This window comes from Paraburkholderia sp. GAS206C (assembly GCF_050435645.1).
GTDB classification, from domain to species: domain Bacteria; phylum Pseudomonadota; class Gammaproteobacteria; order Burkholderiales; family Burkholderiaceae; genus Paraburkholderia; species Paraburkholderia phenazinium_B.
On the sequence record NZ_JBNDKR010000001.1, the window covers coordinates 693240 to 717664 of the forward strand.

Below are 24425 nucleotides of genomic sequence, written 5' to 3' on the forward strand. Positions count from 1 at the left end.
TGGGCCTGGCGGTCAGAACGGTTACCGGAGCAACCATGACGCCATAGTAGGGACCAAATGCGCACCCAAAATGGGGAAACCAAGGAGAAACTGTGAAGAACACCCGACATGAGCTTTGACGGGTGCCCGCGGATGCGAAAATCGGGCAACATACGCCGCTTCCAATGGGTATACGCGCTGCGGCAAAACCCGGCGCTCACCCGGGACAGGCGGCCACGCAAAGGCGTGGCGGCAGGAAATCCAAATGAAAATAGGCATCACGTCCAAGCTGTTTCTGGCTATCGCCACCTCATGCATTGCGATTGCAGTCGCGATGGGCGCGGCCATGCGCGTGAGCTTTGAAAACGGCTTTTTCGATTACGTCGGTCAGCGCAACACCAGCAGCGCCAACCAGCTGGAGAAGGCTCTCGAAGACGCCTATGCACAGCACGGCAGCTGGGACTTTCTGGTAAACGACCGCTCCGCGTGGATGAAGTTTGTCGAGAATTCGAGCGCCGGCACGTCAAGGTCGATGCCGTGGGGGTCGGGAAATCCCGACGGCCCGGGTGGGCCTGGGGGTCCAGGCGGTCCCGGTGGCCCAGGCGGCCCGGGTGGTCCGGGCGACGACATGGGCCCGCCAGGTGAGCCTCCCGGCCCGCCACCGGATATGCCCGACCAGCCAGGCCGCAGCAACGGCCCGGACGCGCCGGGGGGACCTCAGTTCGCCAGCCCTGCACCGAACGCCGCTGTGGCGAACCGGCCCGAAGGGCCCGCCGCGGCCTCGCAAGCCACGGCAGCGGCCGGCTCGACGCAGCCCGCCTCCCGCAGACCCGGACCGCTTCCTCCCCGCGCGCTGTACGACGTGAACAAGCGTCGCATTGTCAGCAACGGGCCGTTGCCGCCTCCCGGCTCGCCGCTGGAACCGTTGAAGGTTTCGGGTCAGGTGGTCGGCTGGCTTTCGATCGAGTCGCCCGAAAACATCTTCTATGCAGCGGACCGCCAGTTCCAGGTCCGGCAGCTAAGGGCAACGTGGATCATCGTGGCGTTGGCAGCGGTACTGGCCGCAGGCGTGGCGATGGTGCTGGCGAGGATTTTCCTCGCCCCGATCCGGCGTCTCGTCGAGGCGACCCACCGGCTCGCCAGCGGCGACTACGCGACCCGCGTTCCAGAAGGCAGCGGCGACGAATTCAACCAGCTGGCCAAGGACTTCAACCAGCTCGCCGTATCGCTGCAAACGGCGGAGACCTCGCGCCGCAATTTCATCGCCGATATCTCGCACGAATTGCGCACGCCGCTCGCCGTTCTGCGGGGTGAACTCGAAGCGCTCGAGGACGGCGTGCGCCATCCCGACCGCGCGTCGTTGTCGTCGCTGCAGACCGAGGTGGCCATGCTGAGCCAGTTGATCGACGACCTGTATGAATTGTCGCTCGCCGACATCGGCGCGTTGTCGTTCGAAAAGGTGCCCGTGGATGCGGCAGGCATCGTCGAGGCCGCTACCGACGCGTTCGAAGAGCGGCTCAACACGCGCAACCTCGCGCTCGAAACAGACATCGTCGACCAGCCCGCGGTGATCGTGGGCGACCCGTATCGCCTCACGCAATTGCTGAAGAACCTGCTGGAAAACGCCCTGCGCTATACCGATCCTGGCGGCAAGGTATGCGTCAGCGTTTCGATGCACGGGCAGCAATTGCATATCGATGTTCAGGACTCTTACCCAGGCGTACCCGAGCCTCTATTGCCTCACCTGTTCGAGCGCATGTTCCGCGTGGACATCTCACGCAGCAGACAAAGCGGTGGCGCGGGTCTGGGACTCGCATTGTGCCGCCATATCGCCGAGGCGCACGAAGGCACCATCGAGGCTGCACGCTCGCCAATCGGCGGTCTCTGGATCAAACTGCGCTTTCCGCTTCAGCCCTCTCACCATGACTGATACGCCCACTACCATTCCAATCCTGATCGTCGAGGACGAGCCGAAGCTTGCCGCGCTGCTTTCAGATTATCTGCAAGCGGAGGGTTACAGTACGACGATCATCGCCGACGGCCTGCAGGTGATTCCATTCGTGCGTGCGCAACCGCAGGCGCTGGTTCTTCTCGACCTGATGCTGCCCGGACGCGGCGGACTCGAAATATGCCGCGAATTGCGCAGCTTCTCGGCGGTGCCGGTGATCATCCTGACCGCGCGGGTGGATGAAATCGATCGCCTGCTCGGTCTCGAGCTCGGCGCGGACGACTACGTCTGCAAGCCGTTCAGTCCACGCGAAGTGGTCGCGCGCGTGAAGGCTATCTTGCGGCGCGCAGGCAAACTGGCGACGACGACGGCAACGACGACGCAGCCCGAAGCTGTACCGAAGCCGCCGTTGCTGGTGGATGTCGACCGGCACGTCGCGCTGCTCGACGACAAGGATCTGCAGCTCACGCCGATCGAGCTTCGGCTGCTGGCGTTGCTGCAGTCCACGCCCGGCCGGATCTACCGGCGCGATCATCTGCTGCGGCAGCTCTACGACGATCACCGCGTCGTCACCGATCGCACCGTCGATACACACGTCAAGAATCTGCGCCGCAAGCTGCAGGCCGTCCGTCCGGGGCAAGACATGATCCGCTCGATCTATGGGGTGGGCTATCGGCTCGACCCGGATCTTGAGACTGACTCCAGCGAAGGACCATCTACCGGTTTGCAGTAACGCGCCGCTGCAAACAAAAGACCCGGCATTTGCCGGGTCTTTTGCATCACGCGGGGCGAGACGAAGCAGACCTTAGAACCGGTGACGAATACCGATCGTGGCCGCCACCTGGCTGTCCGTCGACGACGTGCTCAGGCCGTTGATATCGGCCGTGATACCCGAATCGCCGGTGTCGCTGACATGCTGATACACGCCCATCAGGTAGACATCCGTGCGTTTGGACAGCGCATACGCCGTCTGCAGGCTGAACTGGTTGTACTTCGGACTCACGCCGTCGAGATGCGCATCGGTGAACGTGTACGCAGCCGAGAGCGACCATGCCGGCGTGATGTTGTAACGGCCGTTCACCTCATAGTTCGTGAAGCTTGCGCCGCCGCCCGTCAACGTCAGGCCGGACGACGTGCCCGAAGCCGACGCGCCGATGCTGCTCGCGTTGTAGAGATGGGTCTGCGTGAACACAAAACCGACCTTCGCCGGACCGAAGGCATAGTTCAGGCCTGCACCGTAAGTGCGTTGCGTGCCGGCCGTGAAAGTCGCATCGCTGGTCACCGCGCCGCTCGAGTTGTACGACGTGCCCGCCTTGTTCAACTCCAGGTAGCCTGCTGCCACATTCAACGGACCGTAGTTGTACGAAGCGCCTGCGCTGTAGGCGCGGTTCGTGGCGAAGCCCCCCGCGTCATTCGAGAAGCCATACAGGGTGCCGAACTTGAAACCGCCATAGTTCACGCTCGAGTACTTGATCGAGTTGTTGATGCGGAACGAGTTGTCGAGGTTGTCGTTGTCGAACGGGTGGGCAGCCTGGGTGCCTCCCGATCCTGTACCGGTGAGGGCCAACGGAGCCAGGTAGTCCACGACTGAGTCATATTGACGACCCAGTGTGACCGCGCCGTACTGGTCGCTCGACAGGCCCACAAAGGCCTGGCGGCCGAACTCGAGACCGTTCTGGCCGAGCTTGCCGGTCGCCACGCTGAAGCCGTTTTCCAACGTGAAGATTGCCTTCAGGCCGCCACCCAGGTCTTCCGAGCCGCGCAGGCCCCAGCGGCTGCCGTTCACTGCGCCGCTGGTTTCCTGGACGTTATGTGCGCCACCCTGATTGCTCGTGTAGGTGATACCGGCGTCGATCAGGCCGTAGAGCGTGACCGTGCTCTGCGCGTGAGCTGTGCCCGCACCGCCTAGAACCGCCAGCGAGAGGCCGGACAGGACGAATTTCTTCATTGCTTCTCCGTTAACCTTGAATCGGTTGTTATTGAGTGGCGGAGATTATCGCAATCCTGTCAATTCTGTATTTCGTAATTCCTTACGCTTCACTTTTTCTGCCGTTTATTCGTTTTTTCTTGTAACGCTACAACTAGAAAATACAAAAGCGGCGCGCCAATACGAACGGAGCATGCCGCTCTCGCGAACACGCTTCGAACCCATACTGAATGGATCTTCAGGAGAAATCCGGAGGTGCGTTGGCAGCATCAATCCCGGGCAATGCCAAGCCGCGCAACTTCAGATAATATTTCCTCAACTTTCTTTTAGTCAGTCACATCGAATGGCAATTTCAATAGCGACAATTTTAATTCTTCAAAGTTCCGAAAAATTAGATGCGCAATTTATTACCAGTTTCGCAGTTTCGCTTAATCCGGCTTACCCAGCATTACGTCGATGACTCAAGCAGATGCCGGTCAGGCACCCGCGACCTTGAACACCGAAACGGCCTCCATCAGCCTGGCTGCCTGCTCCTCCAGCGACTGGGACGCGGCCGCGGCCTGCTCGACCAGCGCCGAGTTCTGCTGGGTCGTCTGGTCCATTTCCGTCACAGCGAGATTCACCTGCTCGATACCTTTGCTTTGCTCGCTTGCAGCGAACGAGATTTCGGCGATGATCTTCGTGACCTTCTGCACCGAGCTAACCACATCGTTCATCGTCGAGCCCGCGCGTTCGGCGAGCGCCGAGCCCTGCGCGATCTGCCCGACCGAGTCGTTGATCAGCTGCTTGATCTCGCGCGCGGCAGAGGCACTGCGTTGCGCGAGATTGCGAACCTCGCTTGCGACGACCGCAAAGCCACGCCCATGCGCGCCTGCACGCGCGGCTTCGACCGCTGCGTTCAACGCGAGGATATTGGTCTGAAATGCGATGCCGTCGATCACACCAATGATCTCGGAGATTTTGCGCGAATGCACGGAAATCCCCTGCATGGTCTCGACGACGTTGCCGACCACCTGGCCACCAAGCACCGCCGTGTCCGATGCGCTCAACGCAAGGGTATTGGCCTCATTAGCGTTGTCCGCATTCTGTTTCACCGTCGACGTGAGCTGCTCCATGCTGGACGCGGTGCGTTCGAGCGACGCCGCCTGTTGCTCCGTACGATGGGACAGGTCGCTATTGCCCGAGGCGATCTCCTGCGCACCGACGTTGATCGATTCCGTGCTGCTGCGCACAGTCGCCACCGTCGTCACCAGGGCGTGCTGCATTTTCTTGAGGCCGGCGAACACCGCGCCCATTTCATTCTGACGTTCGATCGTGATCTCGCCGCGCAGATCGCCAGAGGCGATGCGCTCAAAATGCGCGATGACATGTACCAGCGGTCGCACGACGGCGCCGATCAGGATGTGTCGTGCAAGAAAGCCCAGCAGCAACGCAACGACCGCGACGCCACCGAGCACGCCGACCATCGACTTGAAACGTGTCTGCGCTTCGGTATAGCGGGCCCTTTCGCGCTCGGTAAGCGCGTTTTCGAGGCTGGACATTGCGCTTTGATAGGCGTCTGACAAGGCTTTGGTTTCCTTGCCTTGCAGCGTCTTGAAGGCGCTAAAGTCCATCTGTTCGAGGGCATCGAAAGCGGGCAGCAACGCCTGTTTGACAAACGCACTGCGCTTGCCCTGCAACTGCGTCGCCAGATCCCTTACCGCCGGATCCATTGGCTGGTGCGCGAAATAGTCGGCAAATTGCCGGTCGGACTCCTTGATATCCTGACGGGCATTCACGAGCAACTGCGGTTCAGGATCTCCGACTCCGTACAGCGCGTGATAGCTGTCAAGCGACACGCGCACCCGTTGCAGCAATTCGCTGCTGGTCTTCAGATCGACCAGTATCCGGGTATCCTCCTCGACCATCTTGCTCATGCCTTCATTGCTGAGCTCGAGCATGCCGACGCTGATACCGATCACGCTCAGCAGGATCACGACAAAGGCCGTGATGACGAACGTGATGCTCCCGCGGATACTGGTGTCCTTGAACATCGTGCCCTTCCCCGTATTTTTTGATGTCCCCGCCGGCGTGTAATTGATTTTTGCCGTACGGGGTGGCCCAAAATCCGCTTAGCCCACTCGTTTGCTACGCCGGTACCGGTCGAACAGCACGGCGAGCAACAGGATGCCGCCGCGAATCAGGTATTGATAGAACGTTGGCACGTTCAGCAGGCTCATTGCGTCCTGCACCGACCCCATGATCAGCACGCCCACGAGCACGCCGGAGATTGTTGCAACGCCGCCCGTCAAGGAGACGCCGCCGAGCACGCACGCCGAGATCACACCGAGTTCAAGGCCGACCGAAGTCTTGGGGTCACCGAGGCTCATCCGCGATGCGAGCATCACGCCGGCAAAACCGGTGACGAGGCCCTGCAGTACAAACACCACGATCTTGATGCGCGTAACAGGCAGGCCCGCCAGCAACGCGGCTTCGCTATTACCGCCCACAGCCAGCACATTCTTGCCGAACACCGTCTTTTTGAGCAGGAATCCGAACAGGACGAAGCCGACGATGTTGCTCCAGATCGGAAACGAAATACCGAGGAACGAACCGCCGCCCAGATCGAAGAAGCTTTCTTCGGAAATCATCACCGCGTCGCCGTTCGACGTGATGTACGCGAGACCGCGCACCACTTCCATCATGGCAAGGGTCACGATCAGCGAGTTGATCTTGTAGCGTGCGACGAGCACGCCATTCACGAGGCCGACGGCGCCTCCCGCCAGCACGCCGCCGGCAATGCCGAACATCACGCTATGCGTCGCGGTGATCAGCGTCGAAGCCACGACGCCCGAGAACGCGACGATCGATGCCACCGACAGGTCAACTTCACCGAGCGCCAGCACGAACATCATCGTGACCGAGATCGAACCGATCAGCGTAACCGAGAGCAAAAGCCCCTGAATATTGCGTGCGCTGATGAAATCCGGCACGGTCAGCGACAACGCGCCAAACAGTATGATGAAGACCATCACAATGCCTGACTTGTTGATGAAGTCCCATGCCTGCATGGCGCGCGGACGCGTGGCGACGCCGGACGCCGGATTCGTGGCTGCGGTGTTGGTAGGTTCTTGTGTTTGCATTGTGTCTGTTTCCATTCGGTCAGTCTGGCCTTAGCGCGGCAGGGCGAGCTTGATCAGCGCGTCTGGGCTCGCCTGGGCCTTCGGCAAATCGCCGACGATGCGGCCTTCCTTCATCACCAGCACCCGGTCCGCGATGCCAATGACTTCTGCGAGGTCGCTCGATACGACGATCACCGTGCGACCCGCTTCGGCCAGCCCATAGAGCAGGCCGTAAATTTCGCTGCGCGCGCCGACGTCGATGCCGCGGGTCGGTTCGTCCATCAGGAACACGTCGATCTCTTCGGCAAGCCAGCGCGACAGGATCACCTTCTGCTGATTGCCGCCCGAAAGCGTGCCGATAGGTGTCTCGCCGTTGCGCGTCTTGATTGCCAGCTTCGCGATGAATTCCTTCGCGGTCTGCGCTTCCTTGCGGCTGTTGAGCACGTTGAAGCGGCTAAAGTGGCGGCGGCAACTGATGTTCAGATTGTCTGAGACCGACGCGATCGAGACGATGCCTTCCTGCTTGCGATCTTCTGGACACAGCGCCACGCCGGCTCGCACCGCATCGCGCGGCGTCGTAAAGCGCACCGGCTTGCCTCTCAGCACAATCTCACCAGCAGCCGGTTTCACCGCGCCGTAGATCAGCTTCATCAATTCGGACCGGCCCGCGCCCACAAGGCCAAAGAAGCCGACGATCTCGCCCTTGCGCGCGGAAAACGAGGCGGGCTCCTTGAGCCCCTTTCCCATCAGACCCTTCACTTCCAGTTGCACATCGCCCGTGGGACGCGTGCGGTAACCATACACATCCGCAATCGAGCGCCCCACCATGCAACTGATCAGGCGGTCCCGATCAAGCCCCGTACCTGCTTCGAAGGTGTCGATATGGTGTCCATCGCGAAACACCGTGACGCGATCGCACAGCTCATAGACTTCCTCCATGCGGTGCGTGACGTAGATAATCGCGCGACCTTCGGCCCTGAGCGCGCGGATGATGCGGAACAGCTGCGTCGTCTCGCGCGACGAGAGCGAACTGGTCGGCTCATCGAAGGCGATCACGCGGGCATCGCGCATCAGCGCCTTGCCGATCTCGATCATCTGACGCTGACCGATAGACAGATACTTGACCTGCTGTGCCGGATCGATCTTTTCGCCGAGGCGCTCGAGTTCGCGCATGGCACGCGCCAGCAGCGCCTTCTCGTCAAGCACACCGAAACGGTTGGGGAGCGCACCGAGCATCAGGTTCTCTGCCACCGTCAGTTCCGGCACCAGATGCAGTTCCTGATAGATGATCGCGACGCCCGCCTCGATGGCAGCCTTGGTGGTGGTGAACTGTTGCGCCACGCCGTTCAGCGCGAGCGTGCCCGCGGCCGGCTGATTCACGCCCGACAGGACCTTCAGCAGCGTGGATTTGCCCGCGCCGTTTTCGCCCATCAAACCATGAACTTCGCCGCGACGCACGTCGAGCGAAACCTGATCGAGCGCCAGTACGCCCGGAAACTGCACGGTGATGCCGGCAAGCTGGAGATACGCCTCGGTATCTGCGGAACTCCCGCCAGGAGCCGCGCTGGACACAGCAGCAGACGCCGCACCGCTGGAACTCAGATGCGCCGCGTCGGGTTGGGAAACCGTCATCAAATGCCTCTTGCTGGTGAATACGACGCGCGGGCGGACACCTTGAACAGTTTAGGTGTGCCGCCCGCGCCGCGAGTGTTGCCCGTCATGCGGGCAGGCTCACGTGCACGCTCTTTCGAGCGCTCATTCGAACGCTTAAATACCGAGTTCCTTGCGCACGCTTTCCCAGTTGCTGCGCACCATCAACTCACCCGTCGTCTGTGTATCGGCAGGCGGCTGCTTGCCCGTCTTGATCCACTCGACGAGGTTCTCCGTGCTCTGCTTGCCGTGGTTCGTCGAGCTGACGGCGATCGTGCCGTAGAAGCCGGTCGGTTCCTTCTTCTGGAACTCGGCGAACGCTTCGCCAGCGCCGTTGATGCCGACGCCAATCACATCGGACGCGGGAATGTGCAACTGCTCGGTCGCGCGCACGCCGCCCAGCACCGTTTCTTCGTTGAGCGCGAAGATCACCCACTTCTTGATGTTCGGATGCTGTGCAAGCACCGGCGAGACTGCGTTGAAGCCGCCTTCGTCATCCGTCGTCTTTTGCGGTGCATCGAAGATGTTTTCTTTCTTGAAGCCGTTGGCGAGCAGCGACTGCGTGGCACCGTCGGTGCGTTGCTTGGCGGTCGGCAGTTCGTAGTCGGTGATGCGCAGCGCACCGACTTCTTCCGGCTTCCAGCCGCGACGTTTCATTTCATCGGAGATTGCCTGGCCCACCTGATTACCGATCTTGATGGCCGACATGCCGAGGTGCGGCACATCGCCGAGCGGCTTGCCCGTCGAGTCCACCAGTTGATCGTCGACGGTGACGAACTTCATGTTGTAACGCTTGGCGCGTGCTTCGATTGCCGGTCCGAGACGCACGTCAGGCGCGCAGATCACAAAGCCCTTGGCGCCTTGCGCACCGAGGTTATCGATTGCAGCCAGCACCTTTTCGCCGTCCGGCGTGCCGATGTTCACTACCGAGAAGCCATCCTTCTGACCGACAGCGGTCGCGGCCTTCTGTTCATTGATGAACCACGCCTGTTCCGGCATCTTCACGAGGAAGCCGATCTTGAGGGGTTCATCTGCGCGCACCGAAACCTGGGCCGCGAACGGTACCGCGAGGACAGCCGCGGCAACTGCGGACAGGGTCAATCGGCGAAGCTTCTGGTTCATCTGGGTCTCCTGGAATACAACTTGGGTTTGACTACGTGTGGTCTAAGACTTGTGACTCGGCAGACGGCGTTCACTCGACGAAGGCTTCAACCGCGTGCCGGTGACCTAGCAGCAATGCATCGGCCACATGCTCGAGCGGTCGCAGATCGACGTCACTGCGGCCCGCGGTGATCAGTTCATGAAAGCGCTCGTAGAGGCCGGGATATTCGCGTTCCGGGCCGACGTCGACGGCCACGCCGTCGATATGCAACTGCTTGCCGCCCTGCGCGAGACGCAGCACACCGCTGCTGGTCGTCACCTCGATCTGCCACAGTTCTTCAGAACCATGGCGCCAGTCGAACTCTGCGCGAACCGGCGTATCGTGGTCGTCGATGAAATTGAGGTTGGCGGCAATCGGGGTCTGCCGGTTGGACGGCACCCATAGCTCGGCCGACTTCAGGAAAAACGCGCGCGGCAAGATGCGCGTGATGATCGACAGCGCGTTGATGCCCGGATCGAACACGCCCAGGCCACCCGCTTCCCAGATCCAGTCCTGATTCGGATGCCACTTGCGGACGTCTTCTTTCCAGAGGACGGTCACCGACTTGATCTCGCGCTGTGCGAGCCAGGCCCGCGCGGTCTCGACCCCAGGCGCGTAGCGTGAATGCCACGAAGCGAACAGGCTGCAGCCTTTTTCCTGGGCCAGCGCGGCGAGAACGGTCACCTCGACGACACTCGCGCCGGGCGGCTTTTCCAGCATCACATGTTTACCGGCCAGCAGGGCAGCACGCGCCTGCTCGAAACGCACTTGCGGCGTAGCGCAAAGCGAGACCGCATCGAGATCAGGCTCTGCCGCGAGCAGTTCCTGCACTGTCTTGTAGTTGCGCACGCCGTCGACCTGCGCGTTGCGGCTGGCACAGGCGACGAGCTCGAACCCCTCGTTTCCCGCGAGAGCCGGCAAATGCTGATCGCGCGCGATCTTGCCCACGCCAACCAGGCCCACCGAAATTTGCTTTGGCATGTTTTGGCCTCAATGATTTTTACGCTGCTTCCGGCCACGCCTCGCCAGCGAGGTCGCGCCGTCCATCACAATTTTTAATAGTCACACTATATTGCGGGTGTTTTGGCACAAATATTCGTGAATACCCTAGTGAACACTCTAAATAGTCTTACTATAATGTGGGATCAGGAGGGCATCATGCCAGACAAAAAACGAGCGTTGCGCTCGACGCAGTGGTTCGGCACAGCCGACAAGAATGGTTTCATGTACCGCAGCTGGATGAAGAATCAGGGCATCCCCGATCACGAGTTCCAGGGCAAACCGATCATCGGCATCTGCAATACGTGGTCGGAGCTGACGCCGTGCAATGCGCACTTCCGCAAGATCGCGGAGCACGTCAAACGCGGGGTGTTCGAAGCGGGTGGCTTCCCGGTCGAGTTTCCGGTCTTCTCGAACGGCGAGTCGAACCTGCGCCCCACGGCCATGTTTACGCGCAACCTCGCGAGCATGGACGTGGAAGAGTCGATCCGCGGCAATCCGATCGACGCGGTTGTTCTGCTCGCGGGCTGCGACAAGACCACTCCTGCGCTCCTGATGGGTGCGGCAAGTTGCGACGTGCCCGCCATTATGGTCAGCGGCGGCCCGATGCTCAACGGCAAACATCAAGGCCGTGACATCGGCTCCGGCACCGTTGTGTGGCAACTGAGCGAGCAGGTCAAGGCGGGCAAGATCTCGCTGCATGAATTCATGTCCGCTGAAGCCGGTATGTCGCGCTCGGCGGGTACCTGCAATACGATGGGCACCGCTTCGACCATGGCCTGCATGGCAGAGGCGCTTGGCGTGACGTTGCCGCATAACGCCGCGATTCCTGCGGTGGATGCACGCCGCTACGTGCTTGCCCATATGTCCGGCATGCGTATCGTCGAGATGGCGCTTGACGACCTGCGCCTGTCGAAGCTGCTGACGCGCGAAGCGTTTGAGAACGCGATTCGCGTGAATGCGGCGATTGGCGGCTCCACCAATGCAGCGATCCATCTGAAGGCGATTGCCGGGCGGATTGGCGTGGACCTCGAACTCGACGACTGGACCCGCGTGGGCCGCGGCACGCCGACGCTCGTCGACCTGCAGCCGTCGGGCCGCTTCCTGATGGAAGAGTTTTACTATGCAGGCGGCTTGCCTGCGGTGCTTCGACGTCTCGGCGAAGCGGGCCTGCTGCCGCATCCGGATGCGTTGACCGCGAACGGTCAGTCGCTGTGGGACAACAATAAGGAAGCGCCGCTCTATAACGACGAAGTGATTCGTCCTCTGGACAAACCTCTCGTCGCCGACGGCGGGCTCTGCGTATTGCGCGGCAACCTCGCACCGAATGGTGCCGTGCTCAAGCCTTCCGCCGCCACGGCGTCGCTGCTCAAGCACCGCGGCCGCGCTGTCGTGTTCGAAAACTTCGACGACTACAAGGCACGCATCGGCGACCCCGACCTCGACGTGACCGCGGACTCCGTGCTCGTGATGAAGAATTGCGGGCCGAAAGGTTATCCGGGCATGGCCGAAGTGGGCAACATGGGCTTGCCGCCGAAGCTGCTCGCTCAAGGTGTGACGGACATGGTGCGTGTCTCGGATGCGCGCATGAGCGGCACCGCTTACGGCACCGTCGTGCTGCACGTGTCGCCGGAAGCACGGGCAGGCGGCCCGCTCGCCGTGGTCCGCGAAGGCGACTGGATCGAACTGGACGCCCTCGCCGGACGGCTCCACCTGGACGTCAGCGCGGAAGAACTGACCGCGCGTCTGGCCGACTGGGCAGAATCGCAGCAGAAGTCGCCGGCTGATACGAGCGGATACCGCCAGCTTTATGTCGATCACGTTCTGCAAGCCGATCAGGGTTGCGACTTCGACTTCCTGGTGGGATGCCGCGGCGCCGAGGTGCCTCGCCACTCGCATTGAAAATACGACGGCAACGGTAGCGGCCATGCCCTGCTAACCCGCGGCGTCGAATCCACTCACCGGCAGGCTCGCAACGCGATGCCTGCCGGGTCGCAACGCCCACCTTCCGCCAATGCATCGACCCAGCTCGACGCATATCTTCAGTCACTCCTCCCAACGAATTTCGGTCGTCAAAAGCCAAATAAATCCTGAGACTTTTATAAGGATTTTCTGAATCTCCAATTGAATTTCTTTACCAAATCCAACAATCGCGAAATTTATTTCTTACCAGATAAAATAACTCTAACATTTACCCTTCAGGCCGCGTGAGATCCGCCGTTTACAAAAGGAGGTGGCGATCGTAGGCAGACTTCGCCACCGCGGCAAATCCAATCCGCCGTATCTGGCGTATTGAATAGCCGGAATAAATCGATTTGCATCGGCATTAAGATTTGATGTCGTAAATCGAATGCATACCCGTACCAGGCGTTTCTATAAAAAATAGGAATGCAAAGTACTGGGTGCCGCATGGAAAGCACCCGCAATGAAGTGGTCCGCCGTTCAGTCCGGAGGAGGAACGTCGCGGGCCCGAGCGCAAACGTTTGCCAACTATTCAGGAGTGTGAAGGGTATGAAGAGGTCGAAACCGAGGCTGGTCGATACACAAAGAATCGTTGCGAATCCGGGCACATCGGAGACGCAGTCTGGACAGTCAGACAGTCTCGCCATGCAGGCACAAATTGCTGCAAGCATTTCGCGCCGCACGTTTCTTTACAGCCTGGGCGCCCTGGCGCTGTCGGCATGTGGTGGCGAGGGAGTGGGAACGTCGTCCGATCAGGCGGCGCAGACATCCGAAGCGTCCAGATCCGCGACGACGGCATCGGATCTGGCGCAAAGCAGTTCCTCCACCGGCACGTTCGTGCATCCGGGCTTGCTGCACACCCAGAGCGATTTTGACCGGATGAGCCAGAAGGTCGCGGCGCAAGCTTCTCCGTGGATAGATAGCTGGAACATCCTGATCGCGAACAGTCACGCGAGCCTGTCCTATTCGCCCCGCCCGCAGGCGGTCGTCTACCGGGGCAGCGACGGCGTGCATTCGCAGAACTACACTTTGCTGTACAACGACATCGCAGCCGCGTACGCCTGCGCGTTGCGCTGGAAAGTGACGGGCGCAACGGCGTATGCCGACAAGGCGGTGCAGATCATGAACGCCTGGTCGTCCGCATTGACCGCACTCGGCGGCGATACGAATGTCGACCTTGCCGCCGGCATTTACGGCTACGAATTTGCCAATGCTGGCGAAATCATGCGCACGTATTCGGGTTGGGCAGCCGCCGACTTCGCACGCTTCCAGAACATGATGTCCAGCATCTTTTATCCGATCAACCACGACTTCATCAACCGGCACACCAACACCCAGGAGACGCACTATTGGGCCAACTGGGATCTGTGCAACCTGGCATCGATCATGGCCATCGGCGTGCTGTGCGATAACCAGTCGCTCTTCGACGAAGCCGTTACCTTCTTCCAGAGCGGCCCCGGCAACGGCTGCATCCTGCAGGCGGTCTACTACGTGCATCCGGGCTATCTCGGCCAATGGCAGGAATCGGGACGTGACCAGGGGCACGCCACACTCGGCATCGCGCTGGCAGGCGCGATCTGCGAAATGGCCTGGAATCAGGGTGTCGATCTCTACGGCTATGACAACAACCGCTTCCTCATGGGGGCTGAATACGTTGCGAAAAGCAATCTGATCGAATCGGGCACGACCTATTACACGGTGCCCTTCGTGCGCTACAACAACGTCGACAATGTCAATCAGACCGGGTTTTCAACCTCCGCTCAGGGTACCGCGCGGCCTTGCTGGGCCCTCGTCTACAACCATTACGTCAACCGCAAGGGCATGGCCGCACCTTATACGCAGAAGTTCGCCGTGCTGGTCCAGCCGGAAGGCGGCGGAGGCAACTATGGATCAACCAGCGGCGGTTACGACCAGTTGGGCTATGGAACGCTGACCTGCACGCTGGACGCCATCGCCAATGGCGTACCGCCGAGCGGGCTCGCCGCGACCGCAAGCGCGGGACAGGTCATCCTGTCGTGGTGGGGTACGACCTATGCAACGAGCTATAACGTGCAGCGCGGCACTGCATCCGGCGGCCCCTACACGACGATTGCAAGCGGCGTCACCGATCTGCTCAGCTATACGGACAGTGGCCTCGCAGCAGGAACCTATTACTACGTCGTGACTGCGCACACGCCGTCCGGTGAAACAGCCGTGTCGAACGAGGCGGTCGCCATCACCGCCGTACAACTGCAGACCTACCTGACTTTCGACGAAGGCAGCGGCACGAATGCGGCCGATTCAAGCGGCAAAGGGCACACGGGTACACTGACCGGCGGTGCGACCTGGGTGGCCGGCAAGCAAGGCCATGCTGTATCGCTCGACGGCAACACAGGCTATGTCAGCCTGCCCGCCAACATCGTTGCGGACGTCTCCGACTTCACGATCGCGGCCTGGGTGTACTGGAACGCGTCGAAGAACTGGGAACGCATATTCGACTTCGGCAGCGGCACGGGCCGCTACATGATGCTGACACCCCGCGCCAACACGGGCATCGCGCGCTTTGCGATCACACTCAACGGCAGCGCGGGCGAGCAGGACATCAACGGCAATGTCGCGCTGCCCACCGGACAGTGGGCGCATGTCGCGGTAACGCTGTCGGGCAATGTCGGTACGCTGTACCTGAATGGCAACGCCATCGGCTCCAATACGGCAATGTCGTTCGCGCCGTACCTCGTGGAAAGTACCAACCAGAACTGGATCGGCCGTTCGCAGTTTGCAGCAGACCCCTACTTCAACGGCTTGATCGATGAGTTCCGCATCTATCGCAACGCGCTCACTGCCGAACAGATCACTGCATTGATCTCGGCATAGCGACGGCCTGCCGGATGCCGACGCCTTCTACAGGCATCGGCATCCACGCACGCGCAGCCTTGCTACTCTCACGCGAAATCCACCACCGTGCATTGCAGCCCTGCCATCTGTCCTGCGGCGTCTATCGCCGCCTCAAGAGCAGCGACTGAATACGACTGCAGCTCGACCGCGTCGAGCGATATCTGGCCCGACGCTACCAGTGCAACCAGCGCAAGATAATCGGCACGCGTGTACATGAAATTGCCGATCAACTCCCAGTTGTTTAGCATCATCTCCTGATACGCGATCGGCAAGTCCACCTGCATGCTGCCCATCAGCACGAGCCGGCCGCCGCGGCGCAAGCTGCGCAGCGCGGCGAGCGTCGCCTGAGGATCGGTTGCCTGGCCAACCATGTCGAACGCGAGATCCGCACCGCCGCCCGACGCGGTGCGAATCGCGGCAGCGTCCTGGGTGGCATCACCCGTCAATACGACCGGTATGACCCGCTCTCGCCCCAGTTCGACGAGCGCCTGCAGCGGTTGAGGCCGCCGGCCCAGCGCGATCACACGGGTCGCGCCCATCGCAAGCGCAGCGAGTACCGCGGCCGATCCGAAATAACCGGTGGCGCCGTTTATCACGACGGTTTCACCCGCCGTCAGCCGGCCGCGCCGCAGTCCGCCGAACGGCACCGCGAACTTGCCGAGCACCGCAAGCCGCGTGGCTGAAACGTCTTCGAGGCCATCGAGCGCGATTAGCGTCGCAGCAGGAAACTCGGCCAGCTCGCGCAACGTGCCGTGCGTGAAATCATCCAGCAGCACGCCGCTGTCCGCGCTGATCGCTGTCAGGCCGAGCAGCGCCTGAGCAGGTTCGCGCACGGTTTCATCCGCGACCCAGTAGGGATTCACCGCAACGCGTTGACCGGCGTGGAATGCCACTACGCCCTCACCGACCGCCTCTACCCGGCCCACACCGTTCGTCCCGGGTGAAAACGGCCCCGGCGGGTATGCATAGGGCAGCTTTCCTTCGACGTAGCTGCGCGTGTAACTCAAAAGCGGCACCGCTTCCATCCGCACCAGCACCGCGCCGCGACGCGGCTGCGGTTGTGCGACCTCGCGCAGGGCGAGCGGTTGACCGGGTTCATCGAGCATCCAGGCTTTCATGTCTGACTCCAGAGAGAAGGTTGACTGCATGCCTTGACTCTAGAACGTAGCCACGTATTCCTGAAATCAATTACTCAAATGCGACCCATCAGCATGATTGATACAGATGGTATGAGGTCCGGCGTCGCACGCTGCCAATCACAGCGTCGCCGTGACTCCACCGTCCACGTAAAGAATGTGACCGTTCACGAAGTTCGACCCGTCGCTTGCGAGGAATACCGCCGCGCCGACGAGGTCTTCGACTTCACCCCAGCGCCGCGAAGGCGTGCGTCCGATCAACCACGCGCTGAACTTCTCGTCGTTGACTAGCGCTTCAGTCAGTTCGGTTTTGAAGTACCCCGGTCCCAGACCATTGACCTGAATGCCATGCTGGCCCCAGTCGATGGCCATGCCCTTGGTCAACATTTTCACCGCGCCTTTGCTCGCCGTGTAAGCGGCAATATTCGGCCGACCCAACTCGCTCTGCACCGAGCAGATGTTGATGATCTTGCCGCGCTTACGTTCGATCATATGACGCGCCACCGCTTGCCCCACCAGGAAGACGCTTTCGACGTTCGTCTTCATGAGTTCTTCCCACTGTGCATGGGAAAACTGCTCGAGGGGTGCGCGCCGTTGCATGCCCGCGTTATTGACCAGAATATCGATCGGGCCGATCTCCCGTTCGATACGCCCGATCGCTGCCTCCACTTCGCCAGGCGACGTCACATCGAAGCTGGCGGCGTGCGCGGTTGCACCGTCGGCATTCAGCCGGCCGACAGCGTCGTTCAGGCGCGCCTCGCTGCGAGCGTTCAGAACGACCTCAGCCCCCGCTGCGGCAAGTCCTGTTGCCAATGCATAACCGATCCCGGTACTCGAACCCGTAATCAAGGCACGGCGGCCCGACAGATCGAACATCCCCAAGATATTCTTCAACTCAGATCCTTTGCGTCCTTGCTAAAGACACCGTTTTACCGCACCGGCGCACAAGGCGCCAGGGTGCGGCACATTTCAATGCGTCTCTTCACGACACCGGCGTGAACTTGAGCTGACTGATCGGCGTGACCTTGTCGGTCCGCACAAGGCCGTACGGTGTCTTCGGACCCAGCCACTTATTGAACACACCGCTCATCTCGCCGCTCTGCTCCATCGCCGCCAGCGCCTTGTTGACCGCATCGAGCATCGCCGGTTCGTTCTGACGCAGGCCCACCGCGATCGGCTCGATCAACATCGGCTCGGAAGCAATCGCGACCGCGCCATCCGTGCCGTCAACCTGTTTCGTGATCTTGATGGCAGTCATCTGGTTCGTGACGAAGCCCTTCACCTTGTCCTGCTCAAGCGCGAGGAACGCCGAACTCGTATCGTGGAAGGTCACCGCCTGGCCATCCTTGATGGACAAAGGAATCGACTGCGCGGAAGTCGAACCGTCCGCGGCACTGATCTTCTGTCCAGCGAAGTCAGTCAATTTCTTCGTCGCATCGGCTTTCTTGACGACCAGCACTTCCTTGGTCGAATAGTAAGCATCGCTGAATGCAATCTGCGTTGCGCGCGTCTTCGTATAGGCCAGGTTAGCCACGACCACATCGACGCGTCCAAGCTTCAGTTGCGGAATACGCGCCTCCACAGCCAGCGGTTCGAGCTTCGCCTTGACGCCCAGTTGTTTGGCGATTCCATTGCAGAGGTCGACATCCATGCCTTCGAGCTGGCGTGTCTGCGCATCCGGATACGAAAACGGTTCGACGTTCGAATAGACACCGCAGGTCAACTCGCCGTGGCTCTTGATATCAGCCAGTTGATCCGCATAAGCAGGAGTCAAACATGCAGCCGTACCACCAAGGACTAACAGCCCCGCAACAAACTTCTTCCCTTGCATCGTCATGCTCCTGAGTTATATGAGTAAGGCTATCGATCAGCCAGGTGGTACAAGATGTCTACATCGAATCGTCAATGCGTACGCAGATCGGACAGGAATCGCTGCGCACGCGCATGCTGCGGGCGTGAAAAGAACTCTTCGGGCGGCGCCGTCTCCAGAATCTTGCCGGCATCCATGAACCAGACCCGGTCGGCCACTTCGCGCGCGAAACCCATCTCGTGGGTGACGCACATCATCGTCATGCCTTCCTGGGCCAGACTCTTCATTACGTTCAGGACTTCACCCACCATCTCCGGGTCGAGCGCGCTGGTCGGTTCGTCGAACAGCATCGCAGGAGGGTCCATTGCCAGCGCACGGGCAATCGCCACGCGCTGCTGCTGGCCACCCGAGAGTTGCGGCGGATAGGCGCTCGCCTTGTTGGACAGTCCCACGCGTGCCAGAAGATCGGCCGCCTTACGCTCGGCGTTCGCGCGCTTCAGACCGTTTACACGCATCGGCGAGAGCGTGATGTTCTCCAGCACCGACAGATGCGGAAACAGGTTGAACTGCTGAAACACGAAGCCGATGCGGCTTCGATAAGCATTCAGACTGAGCTTCCGGTCGTGAATATTCTGGCCATCGAACGAAATCTGTCCGCGATCGATTTCCTCGAGCCGGTTGACCGTGCGAATCAGCGTCGATTTGCCGGAGCCGGACGGTCCGCACACGACGACCACTTCGCCCTTGCGAACCTCGGCGTTCACATCCACGAGTGCGTGATATTCGCCGTACCATTTGTTGACGCTGGAAAACTTGATCATGCGAATTCCTTGGATAGTGGGACGCCTAGTTCTCGCTAGGCAGCGGATCAGGCAGAGAGGCCGAGGCCACCTTGCTGTTCCTCGCAGTCGAACCCGCCCGCTTCTTCGTCACGCGGCGCTCCAGATGGCGCGCGAAGCGCGTCAGCGCATAACACAGCACGAAGTAGCTCAGCGCGAGAATCAGATACACGGAGAACGGTTTCGTCAGCAGCCGGTTGTTGATCTGGTCGGCCGCGAACGAGATTTCCTGGACGTTGATGATGTAGCCGAGCGAAGTTTCCTTCACCGTCGAAACGAACTGCGTGACCATGCTTGGCAGTACGTTATAAAGCGCCTGCGGCAGGATGATCGCGCGCATCGTCCCCAGGTAGCTCATGCCGAGCGCGCGCGATGCTTCGACCTGGCCTTTCGGAAGCGCCTCGATACCGGCACGGATGATTTCGCCCAGATACGCCGAGTCGTAGACCACCAGGGCGCACAGCATCGTCACGAAGCCCGTGACCGGATAGCCGGTCAGCACGGGCACGAGAAAGTACACCCAGAAGATCACCATCAACAACGGGATGCCGCGCACCATATAGACCAGGCCCGTAGCCGGCGCGCGAAGAAGCGGGAACGGACTGATCCGCGCAAGTGCCACGAGGATGCCCAGCGGAAAGGCAATGACGAGTGCCGACAGCGACAGCAGTATCGTCAGGACGATGCCGCCCAGCGGGCCATGCGGATACTGCCCGATCAGCAGCAGCGTCCAGTTGTCGCGCAGGATCTGCAACATGATCACTTCACTCCCGGAATGCGGTAGTGCGTCGCGAGCTTCGCTCCCGCCAGCATGATGACGAGCGAGATCGTGAGGTAGACCACCGTCGCGACAAAATACGACTCGAAGGAGAGGAACGTTTCGTTTTCAATCTGCCGGGTGACGTAGGTCAGCTCGGCCGCTCCGATTGCCATCGCAAGACTCGTGTTTTTGAACAGCAGGACGGCGTGGTTGACCATCGGCGGAATGGCATTGCGCAGGGCCTGGGGCAGAACGACGTAGCGCAGGCCGCTGACAAAATTCAGGCCCAACGCACGGGAGGCTTCGTACTGGCCATAAGGAATGGCACGCAGGCCGCTGCGAATATCTTCGGAGAGGTAAGCCGCGCTGCACAGGCCGATCGCAATCACGGCAAACACGAACTGGCCGTTGTACTGGTTCAGCAGATCCTGCAAACCTTGCGGCAAGACATTCGAAATGCCGAAGTACCAGAACAGGATCTGGACCAGCATCGGCACGTTGCGGTGGTAGGCCACGAACGCTGACACGAAGGCAGTCGCGGCACGATTGTTGGTCAGGCGGATCAACGTCAGCAGAATCCCCACCACCAGCGAGAGAAGCCACGCCAATACGGCCATCGCGAGTGTGAGTTCGACACCGTGCAGGAAGAGCGCGCCGTAGTCGCCTTGCAGCACCGTCGCCAGATCAAAATGAAGTTTCATATTGCACGCCCCAATGATTCGGTTCGGACCGATGTTCGCTGCATTGCATGATCAGCAGTCACATCGTCTTTGAAAGCGGAAATGCCGTCTGCTCCCACGTTGAATTCATACTAGCTCGCGAAAATAGACCCTTGCAGAGGCCTTTCTTCTGGCGCAATAAGTTTCGCGAATGATGCGGGTGACGACCGGCGGACAGCCTGAGGGACCGGGCTTTGCATGACTTTTGTCTCCAAGACAGGGGGCGTTTCCAGCCACCCTGCTTTTTTAAGCGCGCTTTTGCGGCGAGGCAAAAGCGCGTAACACTCAAACGCGCAGGCCAGTGCCGCCTGTGTCGCGTTACGGCACGCTCAGACGGTGGCCGCCGCGTGCGTCAGCACTTGCGGATTGATCGGGGTGGGCGGCTTGCCCGGCGTATTACCCAGTCCGAGTGCGGCGATCAGATTGTCTACACAAAGCGCCGCCATGGCCCGCCGGGTGGCGACCGAGGCACTGCCGATATGCGGCGTCAGAACCACATTGCTCAACTCGAGCAGTGCGGGATTCAGCGCCGGCTCGCCCTCGAAGACATCAAGGCCTGCCGCTGCGATGCTGCCCTCGGCCAACGCAACCGCCAGCGCGGCATCGTCGACCACGCCGCCGCGTGCGATATTGGTCAGCGTCGCCGACGACTTCATCTGCTTGAGCTGCGCCGCGCCGATAGCGTGATGCGAACTCGCCGAATACGGCACGACGATGATCAGGTGATCGGATTCGCGCAGCAGCGTGTCCTTGTCGACGTAACGCGCCTGGCAACTTGCCTCGACTTCAGGCGCGAGCGGCGAGCGGTTGTGATAGATCACCTGCATGCCGAAGCCCAGGGCGCCACGTCGCGCGATGGCCTGGCCGATACGGCCCATGCCGAGAATCCCCAGGGTCGCGCCATGCACATCGCCGCCGACGAACATGTCGTAACGCCCCGTCTTGATCCATTCGCCGCGGCGCAGAAAGCGCTCCGACTCCGTGATGCGCCGCGCGGCTGCCATCATCAGCGCGAAGCCGAAGTCGGCGGTCGTGCCGGTGAGGACGTCCGGCGTGTTCGTGACCAGTACGCCACGTGCCGTACAAGCGTCGACGTCGACGTTGTTGTAACCCACGCCGATATTGCAGACGGCCCGCAACTGCGGACAGGCGTCGAGCAGGGTAGCGTCGATCCGGTCGCTGCCCGCCGTCACCGCGGCCGTTTTGCCTTGCAGGTGCGCGATGAGTTCGGGTTGGGTCCAGACGGTGTCATCAGGGTTATCGGTCACATCAAAATGCACCCGCAGACGATCAACGATGTCGGGAAACGACGCACGGGTAACGAGGACCGATGCTCGCATGGGACAGCTCCTTGGTTGGATTCAGATGATGTTCTTGCGCATGCCGGACGCGTTCGATCAATCTGCGTGATCAACAGGCTCACGCTTGATCGTCGTCAGGCCGCCGGGCACCTGCAGCGTCGGCAAAATTTCCATGTTGCTGATGTTGACGGCCAGTGGCGCGGCGATCGCGAACGCAATCGCGTCGGCGATATCGGACGGGAGCGGCAATTCGAATCCGTCGATGAACTTCTTGCGTGCTTCTTCGATATCGCCATGCACGTGGCCAAAGATATCGGTCGCAACGCGGCCTGGACAGATCTCGGTGATACGCACCCGCTTGCCAGTGGCATCCACCCGCAACTGACGCGACAGCGCATGAATACCCGCCTTGGTCGCGTGATAGATCGAGTTGCCGTTGAAGTTGTAGATGGCCGCAATCGAGCTGATGTTGACGATATGACCGCGGTCGCGCGCCACCATGCCCGGCATGGTGAGACGCACAATGTGCAGCACTGCTTGCAGGTTCACTTCCACCTGCACGTCGATGTCTTCGACATTCGCATCCAGAATCGAGCCTTTGCGCGACACGCCGGCATTGTTCACGACGATATCGAACGGCACTTCTTGCGTCAGCTTCGTCACGGCAGGCAGATCGGAGACGTCGATCGCATGCGGAATGCACCCGGTGCGCTCGGCCAGTTCATTCAGACGATCCGCGTTGCGTGCAAGCGCATGAACCTCGAGTCCTTCCCGGCAAAAGCGCTCGACGATTGCCGCACCCATTCCGGTAGAAGCACCAGTCACCAGCGCGGTTTTATAGTCTGAAAACGGCATGAATTACCTCTATTTGTGGTTCTGAATCTATCGCGGTTCGAATGACGGCAACCTTGAGATTCAATGTATACGGCGTGAAAACCGCACGCCAAGACGAAATGGATTTGTAGGGATAAGTCGACCTTATGACGCGCCAGATCGGCTTGCGCACTGTTCAGCGCACCAGCTTCGATACCGGCACGACCCGTCCACCCGCCGCTTCGATTCCCGCGCGCACCGTGCGTGCGAGTTCGACGGCGCCTGGCGTATCGCCGTGCAACAGAATCGACTGCACTGCGACCTTGAGCTTGCCGCCCGTGACCGTCGTAATCGTCCCGTCTTCAAGCAGTTCCTTGACGCGCGCAAGCACCGCGGCGCGATCCTTGATCACGGCGCCTTCCAGCTTGCGCGAGACGAGCGCGCCCTGATCGTCGTAAGCGCGATCGGCGAGGAAAGTGTTGGCCGTGCGGATGCCTACCCTGTCGGCGGCACGCTCGATTTCCGTGTTGGTCGAGACGCTGATGATGAGGTCACGATCGAACTCGGCCACCGCCCGCACCAGCGGCTCGGCCAGTTCGTACGACGCAGCAGCCATGTTGCCGAGCGCACCGTGAAAGCTCATGTGCGTGACGCGGTGCCCCGCTGCCTTCGCGATCCCGGCCAATGCCCCCATCTGATAGAGCACGTACTTGGCCAGTTCCAGCGGATCGGCCTGAATCTGCCGCCGGCCGAAGCCCAGCAGATCGGGAAAGCCGACATGCGCGCCAATCTCGATCTGCCGCGCGAGTGCCATGCGGACCGTCTTGTCCATGATGACCGGATCGCCTGCATGGTAGCCGCAGGCCACGTTGGCGGACGAGACGATATCGAGCATCGCTTCATCCTCGCCCATGGTGTACGGGCCGAAGCCTTCGCCGAGGTCGGCGTTCAGGTCGATTTCCACTCTTCACTCTCCATTGTCTGATCCCGATTTACCCCTATGCCGAAGCTGCCAGCACGAACAACGGCGTTCCGTAACCCACCTTATCGCCATGCGTCGCAAGTACCCGCAGGACACGACCGTCGACCGGCGCGAGAACTGGCACGCACAACTGAGCAATCTGCAGCAGCCCGACAATATCGCCCCGCGCGACGTGACCATCGATGCTGACGAACGGCGTGGTGCGCGCCGGATGTGCGGCCAGAAAAATCCCCACCGAACTGGCCGTCACCGTAGTCACCTGCTTTTGCGCACCTTCCAGCACATGGGCCGCTGCAGCGGTGCCTCCGCCCGGCACCGCCGGCAGCGGCGATTCGTGCAAGGCACCACGCTGCTGGGCCTCTGCGGTTAGCCGAATAGTCGTTCCAGGCCTGCTGATCTCGACGAATTCGATATCGACCTCAGTCAGCCACGAGGTGATCTGCCGAAGTTCGCTGACCTGTACTTCGATTTTGTGTGTCATGTT

At 60.8% G+C, this 24425-nt stretch carries 20 protein-coding genes; 4 read left to right on the forward strand and 16 right to left on the reverse strand.

Translation table 11 applies throughout. The annotated features are described in order from the left end of the window. Positions 1–244: 244 nt before the first annotated feature. Positions 245–1909 (forward strand): ATP-binding protein, encoded by a 1665-nt coding sequence (locus P3T20_RS03210; RefSeq protein WP_429286030.1) that lies wholly within the window; start codon positions 245–247, stop codon positions 1907–1909. Next, positions 1902–2660 carry a response regulator gene (locus P3T20_RS03215; protein ID WP_074266211.1) on the forward strand — a complete coding sequence of 253 codons (759 nt, stop codon included), beginning with the start codon at positions 1902–1904 and terminating at the stop codon, positions 2658–2660. Before P3T20_RS03210 ends, P3T20_RS03215 begins: the two co-directional genes overlap by 8 nt. A 72-nt stretch (positions 2661–2732) precedes the next feature. Here P3T20_RS03215 and P3T20_RS03220 read toward each other — a convergent pair whose 3' ends face one another. The 6 genes from P3T20_RS03220 to P3T20_RS03245 form a co-directional block, all read right to left on the reverse strand. Then, complete coding sequence (locus P3T20_RS03220; protein WP_429286031.1) at positions 2733–3875, reverse strand: porin; 1143 nt, start codon at positions 3873–3875, stop codon at positions 2733–2735. Between the two features lie 455 nt (positions 3876–4330). Next, on the reverse strand, positions 4331–5887 hold the full coding sequence (locus P3T20_RS03225; protein WP_074266213.1) for a methyl-accepting chemotaxis protein: 1557 nt from the start codon (positions 5885–5887) through the stop codon (positions 4331–4333). A gap of 78 nt (positions 5888–5965) precedes the next feature. After that, the gene (araH, locus tag P3T20_RS03230; protein WP_074266214.1) at positions 5966–6976 is read right to left on the reverse strand and encodes an L-arabinose ABC transporter permease AraH; all 1011 of its coding nucleotides are present in this window, start codon (positions 6974–6976) and stop codon (positions 5966–5968) included. A gap of 30 nt (positions 6977–7006) precedes the next feature. Continuing rightward, a complete protein-coding gene (gene araG / locus P3T20_RS03235) occupies positions 7007–8587 on the reverse strand; it encodes an L-arabinose ABC transporter ATP-binding protein AraG (RefSeq protein WP_429286032.1) in 1581 nt (526 codons plus the stop codon). 135 nt (positions 8588–8722) lie between these two features. Then, the gene (locus P3T20_RS03240; RefSeq protein ID WP_074266215.1) at positions 8723–9727 is read right to left on the reverse strand and encodes an arabinose ABC transporter substrate-binding protein; all 1005 of its coding nucleotides are present in this window, start codon (positions 9725–9727) and stop codon (positions 8723–8725) included. A gap of 70 nt (positions 9728–9797) precedes the next feature. Further along, on the reverse strand, positions 9798–10727 hold the full coding sequence (locus P3T20_RS03245) for a Gfo/Idh/MocA family protein (protein WP_429286033.1): 930 nt from the start codon (positions 10725–10727) through the stop codon (positions 9798–9800). A gap of 177 nt (positions 10728–10904) precedes the next feature. Here P3T20_RS03245 and P3T20_RS03250 point away from each other — a divergent pair, with 177 nt between their 5' ends. Next, positions 10905–12647 (forward strand): IlvD/Edd family dehydratase, encoded by a 1743-nt coding sequence (locus tag P3T20_RS03250; protein ID WP_429286034.1) that lies wholly within the window; start codon positions 10905–10907, stop codon positions 12645–12647. A 705-nt stretch (positions 12648–13352) separates the two neighbouring features. Beyond that, positions 13353–15560 carry a LamG-like jellyroll fold domain-containing protein gene (locus P3T20_RS03255; RefSeq protein ID WP_429286190.1) on the forward strand — a complete coding sequence of 736 codons (2208 nt, stop codon included), beginning with the start codon at positions 13353–13355 and terminating at the stop codon, positions 15558–15560. A 68-nt stretch (positions 15561–15628) separates the two neighbouring features. On the opposite strand, the gene P3T20_RS03260 is transcribed toward P3T20_RS03255, so the two are convergent. The 10 genes from P3T20_RS03260 to P3T20_RS03305 all read right to left on the reverse strand — a co-directional run bounded on the left by P3T20_RS03260 (position 15629) and on the right by P3T20_RS03305 (position 24422). After that, a complete protein-coding gene (locus tag P3T20_RS03260; protein WP_429286035.1) occupies positions 15629–16699 on the reverse strand; it encodes a zinc-binding dehydrogenase in 1071 nt (356 codons plus the stop codon). A gap of 138 nt (positions 16700–16837) precedes the next feature. Further along, entirely contained in the window at positions 16838–17593 is a 756-nt protein-coding gene (locus P3T20_RS03265; RefSeq protein ID WP_429286191.1) for a glucose 1-dehydrogenase, read from the reverse strand. A 106-nt stretch (positions 17594–17699) separates the two neighbouring features. Next, positions 17700–18548: a transporter substrate-binding domain-containing protein gene (locus tag P3T20_RS03270; RefSeq protein WP_174567538.1), complete on the reverse strand. Its 849-nt coding sequence runs from the start codon at positions 18546–18548 to the stop codon at positions 17700–17702. Between the two features lie 71 nt (positions 18549–18619). After that, complete coding sequence (locus P3T20_RS03275; protein WP_074266222.1) at positions 18620–19348, reverse strand: amino acid ABC transporter ATP-binding protein; 729 nt, start codon at positions 19346–19348, stop codon at positions 18620–18622. Positions 19349–19373: 25 nt separating this feature from the next. Beyond that, the gene (locus P3T20_RS03280; RefSeq protein ID WP_429286036.1) at positions 19374–20123 is read right to left on the reverse strand and encodes an amino acid ABC transporter permease; all 750 of its coding nucleotides are present in this window, start codon (positions 20121–20123) and stop codon (positions 19374–19376) included. A 2-nt stretch (positions 20124–20125) separates the two neighbouring features. Continuing rightward, complete coding sequence (locus P3T20_RS03285; protein ID WP_074266224.1) at positions 20126–20827, reverse strand: amino acid ABC transporter permease; 702 nt, start codon at positions 20825–20827, stop codon at positions 20126–20128. Between the two features lie 347 nt (positions 20828–21174). After that, positions 21175–22185, reverse strand: coding sequence for a 2-hydroxyacid dehydrogenase (locus tag P3T20_RS03290; RefSeq protein WP_429286037.1), 1011 nt, complete (start codon positions 22183–22185; stop codon positions 21175–21177). A 57-nt stretch (positions 22186–22242) separates the two neighbouring features. Continuing rightward, positions 22243–23001, reverse strand: coding sequence for an SDR family oxidoreductase (locus P3T20_RS03295; RefSeq protein WP_074266226.1), 759 nt, complete (start codon positions 22999–23001; stop codon positions 22243–22245). A 154-nt stretch (positions 23002–23155) separates the two neighbouring features. Then, positions 23156–23923, reverse strand: coding sequence for a LamB/YcsF family protein (locus tag P3T20_RS03300; RefSeq protein ID WP_429286038.1), 768 nt, complete (start codon positions 23921–23923; stop codon positions 23156–23158). Between the two features lie 34 nt (positions 23924–23957). Next, positions 23958–24422 (reverse strand): acetyl-CoA carboxylase biotin carboxyl carrier protein, encoded by a 465-nt coding sequence (locus P3T20_RS03305; RefSeq protein ID WP_429286039.1) that lies wholly within the window; start codon positions 24420–24422, stop codon positions 23958–23960. Positions 24423–24425: the final 3 nt, after the last annotated feature.